Origin of the sequence: Rhodococcus opacus B4 (assembly GCF_000010805.1) — a bacterium.
Classification (GTDB): Bacteria; Actinomycetota; Actinomycetes; order Mycobacteriales; family Mycobacteriaceae; genus Rhodococcus_F; species Rhodococcus_F opacus_C.
The window spans coordinates 231560-244997 of the sequence record NC_012521.1 but is presented as its reverse complement, the minus strand read 5'-3'; the positions used below and the strand labels follow the sequence as shown (position 1 = coordinate 244997).

The following is a 13438-nucleotide window of genomic DNA, read 5'->3' as shown; positions in this document are numbered from 1 at the left end:
CGCGGCGCTGCTCCCGGTGCTCCGCACCGGGAGACGGGGCGAGTCGCTGCGCTCCCCGCCAGGGAGCCGCTGCGCGGCTCGCAGTGGGTCAATTCCCGTTGCCGTCGATCGAGTCGCTTCGCTCCTCTGAGTTTCCGAAATTAGGTTCTCAACTGCTCTTTTCATCGGAAAGCTCGATTCAGTCCCCCCACATCCCAACGAGGCTGGGGGCGGGGGCCCTCCCCACCGACCACTCGCCTTCCCGCGCCACCCATTGTCATACCCACAGCATACCACCCATCCTTCATGCAACTCGAAACAGTCGAAAATCTCATAATCTCCAAATTTGTTGATTTACAACATATTACGAATCTTATAATCTGCCATTTGTGCACAACTCATGTAAAAGATTATTCACCAACTGATTACTCAAATATATTGCTAATCAACAACTTTCAAAATCAGCCCAAAACCACATGAAACAGACACCCACGCGCACCCCGGCGCCGGCACTCCCCCGGCACGTCGCCGACACCCCCACATCACAAACCGGGGACATGTCACCACACCAGGTCACAGCACCATTACGCCCCCACACAAGTACACCGCCCGCACCCCGGAAGTCGGGCGCGGGCCGCCGCCAGCCCACGCAGATCCCCTAGCTTCGCCGGCGGTTCAGTCGGGGGTGAAGAACAGCTCCATCCCGATCATGAACCACGCCACCATCGCCGCCGTCGGCGCAAAGGGCCTCCCGCACCGGATTCACATGCGCCCGCTCGGTGCCCAGCACCTGACTGAGCTGTCCTGATCGACACCGTCGGAGCGTTGCCCCCGAAACCGAAGATCGGATACAGCCGGGGGCGTTTGCGGGCGATCAACTTCGTGGCCTTCGTCCAGCCCACGTCCCGCAGGCCGCGGAGCGCGGTTTCCAGGTCCCAGGCGGGCCATCCCGGGGTCAGCGGGACCGGTTCGTCGACCAAGACCCGATCCGGGCCCACCGCCGTCAGAAGGACGTTCAGGATCGCCCGCGCCGCCCTCGGTGGGACCTGCACGGACAGGAACACCCGCCGCGACCAGATCGTCCGCGGTGAACCGGTCCGCCTCCCTCACCCGGTCCCCGGTCCTCGACCACGAGTCGAAGTACACTCCGACGTAGGCGCCGTCGCCGCCCAGATACGGGCGGTCGCAATACCGGTTCAGGGCCGCGATTGCCGCAGCGTCCGAATCCGTCACGAGGGCGGTCGGCAGCCGCAATGTCATACCCGCACCCTCCCACCCTTCAGGTGCCGGCGACCGGGAGCCGAGCCGAAGTGCGGCCGTGCGGGGCCACCAGGATGATGCGGTCGCACACCCCACCGACCTGGGCGTCCGAGTAATTCGTGTGGTTTCGCGGAGGTGATCGACCGGCTCCGCGGGGATGTCCGTGGTCCAGGGCAAGCGGTCGCGGCGGACCCGGCCGCAACAACCCCGCAGCGGTTACAAATAGACGACGTCTGCATCCGCCCGCACCCCTGCACTCACCCGGCGAGGACAAGGGCCGGGTCTGCGGGTCGCGACCTGAAGCAGTTCGCGTTCCACCATCGGGATCCGGCGACAGTCGGTAGGTCATCTTGTCGGCGGCCTCGAGCCGCGAAGATCCCCGGCGGCCACCAGCTGGCTGCAACTTTCGCGGTAGTCGATCACGTCGCCGCTCTACAGCCGGGTTCGCATCTGGGGCTCTGGTTGAATTCAGTCTTCGAAACTGACACCACGATGGGCATCGCGGCGGATCTGCTTCAGCCGATCTTCCGCTAGTCGCAAGGCCACCTTGTGTTCTTCCACCAACTTGATTGCGTCGAACTCTGCTGCGGTCACAATAGGCTGATCAGGAACTGTTTGATGTGGTGGCGGAGCTGCTGGCCCGATCCGTTCGGCCCGGACCACCCCTCGTCGCGCCGAGCATTCCGGGCAATCCTCGACTGCGATCGTCCGGGATGTGGAAGTGCGGTGCTGTCTACCCTGGACTGTGTGTCCACACGTGAGTGTGGACTTCCAGATGTCGAGTTCGTGTTCGGGCGTCTTCGAGGCCCTCCCGAACTCTTTTCTGATGACGTCAATCTGCCGGGAGCTGAGCGGCGGTGGCGGGAAGCAGAATCCACAGTGTGTGATCCGTGAGCTATCGATGCCGGTTCGGTAGGCCTGGCAGTCGCGGTGTCTATCGAGGTAATACTTGTTCTCGGCAGCGTATTCCGCACTTTCAGCCGGGGTCATATGGATCTGTGCCGGCCATGGACCGCGGTTGTCGATGAACGGCCTGCCGCATCCTCGGCAGGGCATGTTCGCTTCGAACTCGGCACGGGTCAGGTATGTTCCGTTCTTCTCCCATTCGAGTCGCTTCAGGGTTTCGCGCCGATCCCGTTCCTCGGCTTCGAGTGCGTGACGCATGACTTTGTCGGCGGCGCGCTGTTTCTTTTGTTCCTCCGTGAGTCTGGGCATGCGGGGGACGGTAGTGCCAATCACGTTGTCGCCGCTACGGCCCCTAAACGCGCTTGAACCCCTTCATCTGTCCCATTGTCATCGATTGTCATCGACAACATTCGCCGGCAAGTGGCCCTGTTGCGCGGGCTCGCCTCCGATTCGTCGGAAAGGGTCAGCGCTCGGCCCACTGCTGGCGCAGGTGATCCCACGTTGCCTCTCGGCTCGTCGTGGGTATCCCGGCGAGAATGCTGTTGTAGCACCCGGCGGCCGCGGTCAGTGCAGCATTCAGCTCGTGGAGGGAATCGGGTAGCGGGCTGCCTTTTGCCTGTGCTGGCCAGTTGTCGTGCCAGTCGGGCCCGGGTGTTCGTAGCTCCGGTGGAAGTTCCATGTGATTGCGCACCCGGCGTTGGTTCTCGAGCGCCTCGACTGCCTGTCCCAGAGGGATCGGCAAGCTCTGGCTGATGAGGAGGAGATCGACGAGATCGCGGTACCGGGTCGAGGTGTCACCGGGCGGCGGTTGACCGTTGCGCAGGTGGTATTCGTATATGGCGCAGAGTTTGTCGGCGATCTGGTCGGCGATCGGGTAGACGCGGACCCGGACGGGTTCTACGGTATCGCCCAGGTCGATCACGTGCGGGATCGGATGGATCTCGACCGGTCCGACCAGCCCTCGGTGGGTGACCAGGTCGATGGGGAAGTTGTCGAACACCGTCGTCCCGAGCCGTACCTGCACACTGATCCGAGCGCCCTTGTCGTCGGCGATGTCCTCCTTGCGCGCGATCGTGTAGGTGAACGGGTCGACCTCGTGGCGGAGTATCTCTCGTAGTTTGTCGATGGCGTCTGCGATGTCGGTGAAGGCGGTGGACATCAGGTCGACGTCCTTGCTGTAGCGGGCCTTCGGGAGCCGCACCATCATGCCGGTGCCGCCCTTGAGCACCCAGCCGTCGGGGTCGGCGTCAAACACCCTGGCCAGAAAGCGTGTCATGACGTACGTGCGGCGCAGTTGCTGCAGCGGTTGCCCGCTGCTCGCGGAGCGGTTCTTCAGTCGTTGCTGGATCGAGGCCCGAAATTGATGGGGGGACTGCGTCATTTAGGGAGTCTCATTCGTGTCGAGGCCGGCCTGTGCGTTCGGTATCGCCATCTTGCGCATCCGGAGTCGGGTCCCCGGTGCCCGCCGCCTGGTTCGGCGGTTGCTGTTCGCCACGCAGCCGCGCGGCCATGTTCGCGGCGGCACGGCGGGCCACCGGTTCGATGGCCTTCGCCACCGATGTCGTCATCATGTCTGTGGACGGTGTCTGCAGGCTCTGCAGGAGCGCGGTGCGGGCCGCCTCCATCTCGGGAGGGCCGGCGGCGGCCGCGGCGAGAGCGCGGAGCTGCTCGCCCAGTGGTGCGAGTTGGGTAACCGCGAGGCCCCCGAGTGCGTCCGCGACGCGCGCGTCGTTGGACCTCTTCAGTAGCTCATCGAACCGGCCGGTGGAGGCGGCGAACGCGAAGGGCAGCACACGGTCATCGCGGTCGAGGTCGGCGACCGACCGGGTCGCGAGTGCGGCCGAGGGGCGGTCGGGTAGGCGCGGACCCGCCCGATGGTCGGTAGCGAAGTGGGCAGCTGATGCTTTCGTGCTTCTCCGGTACGCGTCGGCGAGGCCGAGGGTGTTCTGGGAGACCCCGGCTTGGGCGATCAGGGAGTCGAGGAAGGGCCTGCCGTCGCCGAGGACGTGGCCGTAGTCGAAGGCGGACGAGGCGAGGGTGCTCTCGAGTTCCGGGACCGAGACGAGTTCGCGGGCGAGGGCGTCACGGACGATGCCGGCGAGGTGGCCGCCGTCGATTCCCTCGGCGGCGAGGTCGGCGATCGTGCGCCGTGCCGTGGTCACCGGGAGCCCGTCGACGACGGTCCAGTCGTCGACGGCGACGGTTCCGGTGTGGATGCGGATGTCGGGCAGGCGCAGCCGGATCCGTCGCCGGCAGGTGAGCTCGGTCAGGTCGGCGTCGAGGTCGCCGACCTCGTGCAGGTGCGCGGCGCTGCGATGGGAGACCACTCCCCCGGGAAACGGCTGGGACAGGCGCTCCCAGGCGGGGGTGTGCAGGTCGAGCGCGACCCACGCGACGCGCAGGTCCTGGCGGGGGTCGTACGGGAGTCTGGTCATGCGGTAGATCCCGTGATGCACACGCTCGAGCGCGCCGCGGTCCGCGAGCCGTTTCATCTGCACCGCGGTGACACCGAGCATCCGGGCCTGCGCCGAGGTGATCAGGCCCCATTGCTCGGCACCGAACTCCGCCACCGCCACGGCAGCATCACTCATCTTCACGGCACAATAATATCACCCAGAATGCAATTTTCTTGCCCTATTCCGGTGCGGTCGGGGTGCTGCGCACGTCTCGAGGGGGTGCCCCGCAGGGCTCAAGTTCGGATGTGATTCACATAACTACTTGTCGGTAACATCGTCTCGACAGCGAAGCGTACCCTTACTCCAGAGTCAGGTAGGCGACTACAGCAGCACTGTAGATAGACAATGCGAGGGGGTGATCAGGGTGGTGGTACACGAAGAGAACGGCTTCCTCGAGTATCTGGATCTTCAGGGCGACCTCCCCGACCAGGTCACCAAGTCGGAATTGCTGGCGCAGGTCCGCGAGGCCGGGTTCTCGCTGAGCGATCGGCAATTGACGTTCTACGTGACCGAAGGTCTCGTACCCCGCAGCGTGCGGGTCGGGACGCGGGCCGGGACGTACCCGGTAAGCGTGGTCTGGTTGATGAAGTGGATCCTCCAGGCCCGTGACGCCGGCGTATCGATCGAGGCGCTCAAGGAACTGCTGCCGGTGTGGAAGTTCCTCATCCGCGCCCAACGGGACGAACTACTCGACATCGGCGGACTCGAATCCGTCGCCCGCCAGCACGTCACCTCCTACGAGGCGTCCCTCGGCGTGCCGCGGGTGGTGTCCTACGTGCTGATGCGCGCCTGCTGCCCGACGTGCCGCGGGAAGATCCGGGTCGTGTACAAGGACGGGACGGAGAGGTCCCTCAACGACGCCGACGCGACGATCGGTTTCGCGATCGCCCGAACCCCCACAGACGATGCCGACGACGCGGCGGCGGGGACGCCGCAGTGGTGGGCCTCGGCCCGGATCGCCCTGTCGATTCCGAGCAACCACTCGACCGACCCCACGACGGTCATCCTCGGGGTGAAACCGAACGAGGCGCTACCTCCGGACCCGAGCGACCACCCCGGCCACAATCAAGCCTCAACCGAAGAGGAGGAACACATGTGACATCAACCCGGAGTAACAGGTGAGGCGGGCACTGGACATGACCGCCTCAACCCGAGGGCCGCTACGCAACCCGTCTTCGCAGACCCAGCGTAACGCCCTCACTCACCCGACGAAACATCGGCACACAAGAGTGAGGAAATTATTCTCGTGGCAATCAACATCACCGGCATCCGCCTGTCCGGCGGCACCGACCACCAGCACATCGCCCGCCTGTGGTGGACGAACCCGTCGGCCGGCAAGACCGGCGAGAACACCCGCGCACAGATCGTGGCGTGGATCGAGAACGAGGACGGCAAGGCCTACGTCGAGGACGCCCGCGGCAACCGCGTCGACGTCGGCGTCGTCAGCCCCGCCCGGGGTGAGAAGTATCTGCGGACCTACGCAGATCGGGTGTGGACCAACAACCTCCTCGCCCTGCCTCGGCGGTAGCACCGACACCGACACCGGCGACGCAGACAGGATCCCGTCCGCGTCGCCGGACATTCCGGTGAGCAGCCAGATCAGTTCTGCTGCCCCACAACACCGTTCTCCCTTCCGGCCACATCACTGGCCGGCCCTCTTTTCTGGGAAGGAATAGCCCCATGGGCCACACCGTCGACGGCGCATTCGCCGAATTCGACCGCAACCTCAACCTCGATCCGCAACAACGCGAGCAGGCTCAGCACAAGCACACCGCCATCCGCGACGTCCTCGACGATGCCGGCTTCGTCGCGACGAGCTTCCTGCAAGGGTCCTTCGCCCGCAAGACTATGCTCGCACCGCTCAAGGACGTCGATATCGTCATCGTCCTCAAAGACACTCACTGGGAACAACTCCAAGGCCCCGACGGTCCCGCCACGGCGATGGCCTGGTTCCGCCGCGCGATCGAAACGGTGTGGCCGGAAGCAGAATTCGACGAGGGTGACAAGCCGTCCGGAAAGGCCCTGCGGGTGACCTTTCCCGACATCAGCTTCGACATCGACCTGGTCCCCGCGTTCGACCTCGACGGCGCCGACGTGCTGATCGGCGACCGGGATCAGCAGCACTGGGAGCCCAGCAACACCCGACGCCAGCTCCGCGCCGTCGCCACCCGCAACCAGGCCACCGGCGGACGCTTCGTCCACCAGGTCCGCCAGCTCAAGGCGCTGGTCAAGAACCACGAGGAGCAGCTCGGCTTCGTCAAGGGGATCCTGGTGGAATCCCTCGCGTACGCGGCGATCCACACCACGAAGACCGACAAACGTGCCGTCGCGGAGTCTCTCGAACACGCGAAGAACGCGGTCCGCGGTGCGGTGATCGAACCCGCCGGCGATGACGACGTCACCGTCAAGTGGTCCCAGTCTGAGCGTGAAGTCGCCGCCGGGAAGTTCTCCGACTTCGCCGCCCGGGCAGCCGAGGCACTCGACCTCGAAGCAGATGGCGATACCGAAGCCGCGATCGACATCTGGCACAGCCTTTTCGGCGATAGCTTCCCCGCCGCGACACCCCGGTCACCCGGCGCCGCGCTCGCGGCGTGGAACACCGTGGGCAGTCGGACCAGCACCGGCCGGCCGACAACCTCCACCAGTGGCCGGCAACCGACCCGTCCGGGGCGGGCATGGGCACCGCGCTGACCGACCTGTTCGCCGATCCCGGGCGGGCGATCGCCCGGCTGACGACGATGCAGGCCGGCATCGTCGTCGACCGGGCCTGGGCACCACGCATCGGCGGATACGTTCTCGACCTCACCTTCGCCCCGCCCCCGGAAACCGCCACCGCCGGCTACCACAAGGAGCGGGCCCGTATCAGCATCCGCGAGTACGGCGACCCCCTGACGTTTCCCCTCGGACCCGAGCGCCGATGGAAGCACCGCTATCCCGCACCGCTCGGCGCGGACAACGACTACTGGGGGCAGCTCTGCCTGTGGTTTCCCAACGATCCGCGACCGCTGAAATGGGTTCCGGAGGACGGACTCGAGGACTACGTCGACCGCGTGCACCGCCACCTGTTCCTCGAACAGCACTGGCGCCGCACAGACAACTGGCCTACCGAGGACGCACCACACGGCACCCCCACCACGCACAATCTTCCGACCCCCTCGGCGATGGACACCTACCCAATCGCCAGCCGAGCACTGCGCAGGGCGGTCCGAACATGGCAACACCGCCGTCCCACCAACCACGAGCACGACGACCTCCGGAAGAGCCGATGACCGACCTACCCAGCCTCGTACAAGTAGTCCCCCTCGCACTCGGCTCCTCCGTGCTCGGCGGCCTCCTCACCGCCGGCATCAGCGGCCTACGCGAAACCGCCGGAAAACGCCGCGAGGGATACACCCTGGCCACCCGCACCCTCGTCGCCCGAGCCGAATACCCCTACCGCATCCGACGACGCACCTCCGACAACCCCGAAACCCTCACCGCACTCACCCAACTCGGTGGCGATATCCAAGAACAGCTCACCGCCTCCCGGATCTGGGTCAGCACCGAAAGCCTCCGCCTAGGGAAGATCTACGCGAAAACTATCGCGAACATCGACGCCGCAGTCGGTCCGGCAACCCAGGACGCCTGGTCGCAGCCACCGGTCACCAGCGGCAACCAGATGAACCTCAACGGGTGGGGCCCAGGCAGCCAAGACGACCACATCACCGCGTTCGAACGGGCAGTCCGGTGGCGATTCGGGATCCTGCGCCTCATCCCCTTCACCCCTGCCCTCCCGTAGCCGTTGCGGGAACGTCCCGGGCGCAACGCAGCCCACCTGCCCGGGCGTGTCCGACCAGCCGAATACACTGCCGGGCCAATGGACAGCGCACACATCATCACAATGCCCGCCCTCGGCGTCCTCCTCGCCGACGACCTGGTCAACCTCGACAGCGACTGGGTCGAATCGGTCCGGAAAAACTTCGTCTGCGAAACCGACGGCTGCCACGCACGCGTCATCGCCGTCATCGGCCGCACCCCACCCCTGCGCCGTGCACCGCACTTCCGGTCCCACCCCGACTCGGTGCACGAACCGCACTGTCTGTACGCCGACGTCGTCATCGAATCCACCAGCAACGGGAGGCGAACCGGACAACCCACTCACCGGCCAGCACTCTTACCCAAGCCGGCTGGTACCCATGACCGAGCGGACCATCACCACACCCGACGACAACAGCGCCGTCAACCACTCCCGCGGCGGGTCATCCTCACGCCGGACCAGAGGCGACGGCTCCACCACGGTCGATCACCACACCCGGGGAATCGCCCGCACCATCCGCCCGCTCTGCCGCGCCTTCATTGCCCACCCCCACCACCGCAGGGACATGCTCATCGACATCCCCGGCGTCGAGGCCACCCACTACCAATTCGCGTTCAAGCGGCTCCGCGACACCCGCCAGTCCCTCCCGCGGGAGCGGTACCGCCGCGTCTTCTACGCGCCCCTGCGTATCTTCGACCGGCCTGACGAAACCGACGACCGCACGGTCGTCACCCTCTACGCCGGTCGACGCGACCCCGCGGCCAATCGGCTCATTGAGCCGTATCGACTGTTCATCGACCACACCGGATGGACCGACAGCCGCATCCGCACCCTTCGGCGCGACTTGCGCGATGCCCGCGACGAAGCCGAGGACGACTACCTCAACCATGCCGCATCGAAAACCTGGGCCTTCTTCATCGGATCGCAGGACGCCGGCGACCCCTCCGTCTTCCTGGTCGACACTCCGGGCCACATCTGCTTCATCACCGCCGAGATCACACATCCCCGTCTCTGAAGTCGGGTCCCATTGTCGGTGCACGACGGCTTGTCCATCAGCGCCGATCAGCGGAGCCTGCGGATCGTGGGCCGCGGCGGCAGCGGAAGCGGGCCGCAACGAAGAGCCGCCTACCCCTGAAGGGACGCGACGATGCGGTGTGACAGAACAGCCGCTGGCCGCAATAGCGACGACCGACCTTCCACGCTGACTGCGTACACCTCACCCGTCACGCTGCGGGCGGACGTCAGCGCGGCGCGGATCCGCCAGGACTGACAAGTCTTCTGCACCACGAGGGTTCACCTCGCCCTACTCGGTTCCCTCACTCACCCGCTGCTTGTGAAGAAACTGCCCGTTCAGACCGCTGCAGGGTCGTTGCTCAGAGGAATGCTTGACCCCTTGACTTGACCTCCTTGACCGAGGATCACGGTGGCATGAGCACACCACTCAAGAAAGTCGCCGACGACCAGCTCACTGCCAGCGGGATGGCCGCCGAGCAGCTCGACGACGTCGACGCCAAATACGTCGCCGCCGGCGTGAAGAACGTGCTCTCGAACCTCAAGGCCCGCCGCGCATGGGAGAACCACATCGGCGCGATCTTGACCCACAAGCAGGCCGTCGACGCCACCGGCTGGACGAAGCAGGCCCTCAGCCAAGCCGTCAAAGAGTCTCGGGTCCTGCGCCTCGAGGCCGCCGACGGGACGATCGGCTACTGGTCGGGCGGATTGACCGACACCGCACCCCACGTCCCGATCCGGGGAATCAAAGACGTCCTGAAAGTGTGGGCGCACGCCGACGTCCAGTCCTGGACCATCGCCTCGTGGATGTCGAGCCCACGACCCGAACTCGACGACCGCACCCCGAGACAGGCCCTCCTCGACGGTGACACCGTCGATGTCGTGACGCTCGCCCGGCAGGTAGCCGAACGGCTGGCTTCGTGAGCGCTTCCCGAGCGACACAACACCTCGCCGACCCGCCGTCCCCGGACACGCTCCGGGGACGGTTCCCTGTTTACGCTGTGCCCGCCGGCACGACGATGCACCGCACGCACGGGGCCAAGTTCGCTCGGGTTCGGCACCAGCCTCGGGGGCCGCTTCGACATTCCCGGCCCCGACGGGACCTGCTACACCGCCGAGTCCGAACTGATCACCCTCCTCGAGACCTGGTGCGGAATCCAACTCATCCCGAGCCCGGAGATCGCACAACGAGTCATCTCCGCGGTGGTAGTCAACCGAGAACTGCACCTCGCCGACGCGACCTCGAACGCCGCGATCGGATTCGGAATGACGTCCGAGATCTCGACAACCACTGACTACGCGCTCACCCAGCAATGGCCACAGGCACTACACGCAGCCGGCTTCGATGGAATCCGATACTGGGCGCGGGACGAAATGACCCACGTGCACGCCTGCGTCGCCCTGTTCGCACCCAGTGGGGACCAGACCAGCACGGTGGCAGTCCCCAGCGGCTTCACAGTGGTGGGCACCGACACGTTTGCCGGATCGCACCGACCTCTGGGATTCGCTGTACGAGACGGCCGGGATCGAAGTCCTGGACATCCCCGGCAGCATCTAAAGCCAGGCCGTCCCGAGACATCGCTGAGCGTCTCGGGATGGGCGTCTCGGGGTGGCATCGAAGGCGCGACCCCGGGCCGTGCGCGCTAGAGAGCCGTAGAGAACGCAACAACGGTGGTCACCGAACCACCCATCCGACTCTGCGATCGCGTGAAGGAGTGCACTGTCCACGAGGAGGTCGAGCAGCTCTCCGGTGGACTCTGAGACCCCCGACGCCGAGTTCGGCGGGAACAGCCGACGATCTGGTCGCCCGGGCGGTGGCCGGCGCTCTCACGCAGGGTCCTGGGTGCAGGTCGCCGCGCCATACGATCCGGCACCGTGCCGGTCAGCGGAAGATCGTCCACACCGCGGCGGCGGCGAGCGCTACTACGACCACAACCATCACCACGGTGACGAGGGGTTCGTGATCGGCGAGAAGTTGCTGCATGACAGGAAGTCTCCCAGTCCCGGTTCCCATCAGAGCAAGCTAGCGAGCGCGAGCACCGACACGCGCACTGACCGCATGGAAGCACCGGCAACGACCTGCACGCCCCAGACGACGGCAAACCAGTATACGGAGCCGAACCGACGCCTAAATCCCCTCACCGCCCAGGATGTTGAGCCCCCGCACGCCGCACCCCGAGAGCCTGTCGCGCCGCCGGACCCTCTAGTGTGGCGGGTCCAAACCCGCAGAGCATGAGGAAGCAGCAGTCATGGCCACCGACTACGACGCCCCCCGAGTCACCGAATCCGACGAGCCGGACACGTCCCTCGAACAGCTGACCGCCAGCCGGAAAGACACCCAGTCCCCCGCCGTGGACGTCGAGGACGCCGACACCGCCGAGTCCTTCGAACTGCCCGGCGCCGACCTGTCCGGTGAAGAATTCACCGTCCGCGTAATCCCCAAGCAGTCGGACGAATTCACCTGTACCAGTTGCTTTCTGGTCCACCATCGCAGCCGCCTCGCCGAACATCAGCAGCTGATCTGCCGGGACTGCGCCTGAGAACGTCGATCAATCGGAGTGCCTCGCATCTCCGGAATCCCGGCTTCCCGGATTCGGACGTCATCGTCGTCGCCGAGCAACCTCTCACGTCGCCCGTGGGCTCGCGGCCGAGGCGTTGCGGATTCAAATCCTGGCGGGTGGCACGTGGCACGGACGGAAAGGTCAGGGCTCGGGTCGGTCGGCCGGAATCTGCGGGTAGACCACGACACCGTTCTCCTTCACCCACGTCTCATCTCCATCATCGGCGTGCTCGACGAGCAGCTCGACCGTCGGGATCTCCGCGGACAGTGGATGATCGAACGCAGCCCGCGCGTTACGCGCGCACACCGTCTCTTCGGAGTCGCCGGCGTAGAGGGCGTCGATGACGAACCCCGGGGTGAACCGGCCACCGAACCCGTCACCGCCACGCAGCGCTTCCTGCCTGCCCCGCCACCAACGGGTGAGGGCACGGGCCCGCACAATGTGCGCCGGTGCCTCGACGTCGAGGATCGTGAACTTCTCATACTCCGCGTACGCGAGATCTCTCAGTAGCCGCGGGCCGAGGCCGGGCCAGCTGAACGTGCCCTCGAGGACCAGGTTCTCCCCACGGGCCAGACAGATCTCGGTGATGATGTCGAGGAGCTTCGTCGACTCGGTGTGCACCAGGGTGGCGAGTTCACGCGGCATCAGGCGGTGCCCGTCCGCGAGGTCGATCTCTAGGAGGTCGGTGTAGATGCCCTGCTCGACGGCGTCCCGCAGCAGAAAGTCCTTGAGCTTGTCCGCATCGAGCACCCGCCATCCCTGCCCGGCGAGGTGCCGGCGGTTGATACTCGACGACTTCCCCACCCCCGGTGGTCCGGCGGTCGCCAACGCCAGGAACTGACGGCCGACACCGACGTTGGTCTGCTCGGCCAGGTAGGCATCGACGATCGCATCCCGCGTGCGGCGACGGGCAACCGGGCCGAAGAGATGGATCGAGGCGCGGGCACCGTCCTTGTCGAGTTTCCCGCCGGGCCGGCACCAGGCCTCGATCTCGGCGGCGACCGCGGTGGCCGGATCAGAGTGCATTCGCCCGCGCACGCCGGTCGGCCGTGGCCGCGAGAAGCACCCGATAGTCGTCGTCACCGAGCAGGTCGCGGGAGCGTTCGATCTGATCCCACGTCCCCCTCAGATAACTGGCACCGAGCGGGTCGTCAGCCGGGACATGCCCGAAGGTGTAATCCCAGGCCACCAACTCGGCCATCATCCGATCATGATCGATCCGCTTCGCCGCATGCTCGAGCAGCACCTCCCGCGGGGAGCGGTCCCGGGCCGACGGGTTCAACCGCAGCTTCTTCACGATCCGGCTGACCTCCGGCTGCGTCACGGCCAGGTTCTTCGCGATCACCCGCTGCGGCACCTGATTGTCCGTCGCGTGCGCCACCGCACGCAGCAACTTGATCTGCAGCAGTTCCTTCTCCGCCGGGATCGCCCGCAGATCACGCTCCACATCCGTCAACGCCACCGTGCAC

General features: G+C 65.9%; 15 protein-coding genes and 1 pseudogene. 10 read left to right on the top strand and 6 right to left on the bottom strand.

Features of this window, described 5'->3' with window-relative positions; translation table 11 throughout:
- Positions 1 to 664: 664 nt before the first annotated feature.
- Entirely contained in the window at positions 665 to 787 is a 123-nt protein-coding gene (locus tag ROP_RS44990; protein WP_269454496.1) for a hypothetical protein, read from the top strand.
- Positions 788 to 878: 91 nt separating this feature from the next.
- Here the strand turns inward: ROP_RS44990 and ROP_RS44740 are convergent.
- From ROP_RS44740 to ROP_RS39775, 4 genes and pseudogenes are all read right to left on the bottom strand, one after another.
- Positions 879 to 1031 (bottom strand): annotated as a pseudogene (locus ROP_RS44740) (hypothetical protein); the annotation flags it as partial.
- 676 nt (positions 1032 to 1707) lie between these two features.
- Entirely contained in the window at positions 1708 to 2454 is a 747-nt protein-coding gene (locus tag ROP_RS42325) for a hypothetical protein (RefSeq protein ID WP_148222695.1), read from the bottom strand.
- 154 nt (positions 2455 to 2608) lie between these two features.
- Positions 2609 to 3526 (bottom strand): nucleotidyl transferase AbiEii/AbiGii toxin family protein, encoded by a 918-nt coding sequence (locus tag ROP_RS39780; RefSeq protein WP_005264128.1) that lies wholly within the window; start codon positions 3524 to 3526, stop codon positions 2609 to 2611.
- A gap of 10 nt (positions 3527 to 3536) precedes the next feature.
- On the bottom strand, positions 3537 to 4736 hold the full coding sequence (locus ROP_RS39775) for a type IV toxin-antitoxin system AbiEi family antitoxin domain-containing protein (protein ID WP_050785292.1): 1200 nt from the start codon (positions 4734 to 4736) through the stop codon (positions 3537 to 3539).
- 229 nt (positions 4737 to 4965) lie between these two features.
- Here ROP_RS39775 and ROP_RS39770 point away from each other — a divergent pair, with 229 nt between their 5' ends.
- The 9 genes from ROP_RS39770 (at position 4966) to ROP_RS39730 (ending at position 11948) form a co-directional block, all read left to right on the top strand.
- Positions 4966 to 5700 carry a MerR family transcriptional regulator gene (locus tag ROP_RS39770; protein WP_231869157.1) on the top strand — a complete coding sequence of 245 codons (735 nt, stop codon included), beginning with the start codon at positions 4966 to 4968 and terminating at the stop codon, positions 5698 to 5700.
- A gap of 147 nt (positions 5701 to 5847) precedes the next feature.
- Entirely contained in the window at positions 5848 to 6129 is a 282-nt protein-coding gene (locus tag ROP_RS39765) for a DUF3892 domain-containing protein (RefSeq protein ID WP_005264133.1), read from the top strand.
- Positions 6130 to 6281: 152 nt separating this feature from the next.
- On the top strand, positions 6282 to 7292 hold the full coding sequence (locus tag ROP_RS39760; protein ID WP_005264135.1) for a nucleotidyltransferase domain-containing protein: 1011 nt from the start codon (positions 6282 to 6284) through the stop codon (positions 7290 to 7292).
- Positions 7277 to 7870 (top strand): hypothetical protein, encoded by a 594-nt coding sequence (locus tag ROP_RS39755; RefSeq protein WP_005264136.1) that lies wholly within the window; start codon positions 7277 to 7279, stop codon positions 7868 to 7870. The genes ROP_RS39760 and ROP_RS39755 overlap by 16 nt, the downstream gene beginning before the upstream one ends.
- A complete protein-coding gene (locus tag ROP_RS39750; protein WP_005264137.1) occupies positions 7867 to 8379 on the top strand; it encodes a hypothetical protein in 513 nt (170 codons plus the stop codon). The genes ROP_RS39755 and ROP_RS39750 overlap by 4 nt, the downstream gene beginning before the upstream one ends.
- A 397-nt stretch (positions 8380 to 8776) precedes the next feature.
- On the top strand, positions 8777 to 9412 hold the full coding sequence (locus ROP_RS39745) for a hypothetical protein (protein WP_005264139.1): 636 nt from the start codon (positions 8777 to 8779) through the stop codon (positions 9410 to 9412).
- A gap of 413 nt (positions 9413 to 9825) precedes the next feature.
- Positions 9826 to 10332, top strand: a complete 507-nt coding sequence (locus tag ROP_RS39740; RefSeq protein ID WP_012687265.1) for a hypothetical protein — start codon at positions 9826 to 9828, stop codon at positions 10330 to 10332.
- A 66-nt stretch (positions 10333 to 10398) separates the two neighbouring features.
- A complete protein-coding gene (locus tag ROP_RS42320) occupies positions 10399 to 11055 on the top strand; it encodes an RES family NAD+ phosphorylase (protein WP_317613085.1) in 657 nt (218 codons plus the stop codon).
- A 602-nt stretch (positions 11056 to 11657) separates the two neighbouring features.
- On the top strand, positions 11658 to 11948 hold the full coding sequence (locus tag ROP_RS39730; protein WP_012687262.1) for a DUF4193 domain-containing protein: 291 nt from the start codon (positions 11658 to 11660) through the stop codon (positions 11946 to 11948).
- Between the two features lie 162 nt (positions 11949 to 12110).
- On the opposite strand, the gene ROP_RS39725 is transcribed toward ROP_RS39730, so the two are convergent.
- The gene (locus tag ROP_RS39725) at positions 12111 to 12995 is read right to left on the bottom strand and encodes a hypothetical protein (protein ID WP_005264148.1); all 885 of its coding nucleotides are present in this window, start codon (positions 12993 to 12995) and stop codon (positions 12111 to 12113) included.
- On the bottom strand, positions 12985 to 13431 hold the full coding sequence (locus ROP_RS39720; RefSeq protein ID WP_005264151.1) for a hypothetical protein: 447 nt from the start codon (positions 13429 to 13431) through the stop codon (positions 12985 to 12987). Before ROP_RS39720 ends, ROP_RS39725 begins: the two co-directional genes overlap by 11 nt.
- Positions 13432 to 13438: the final 7 nt, after the last annotated feature.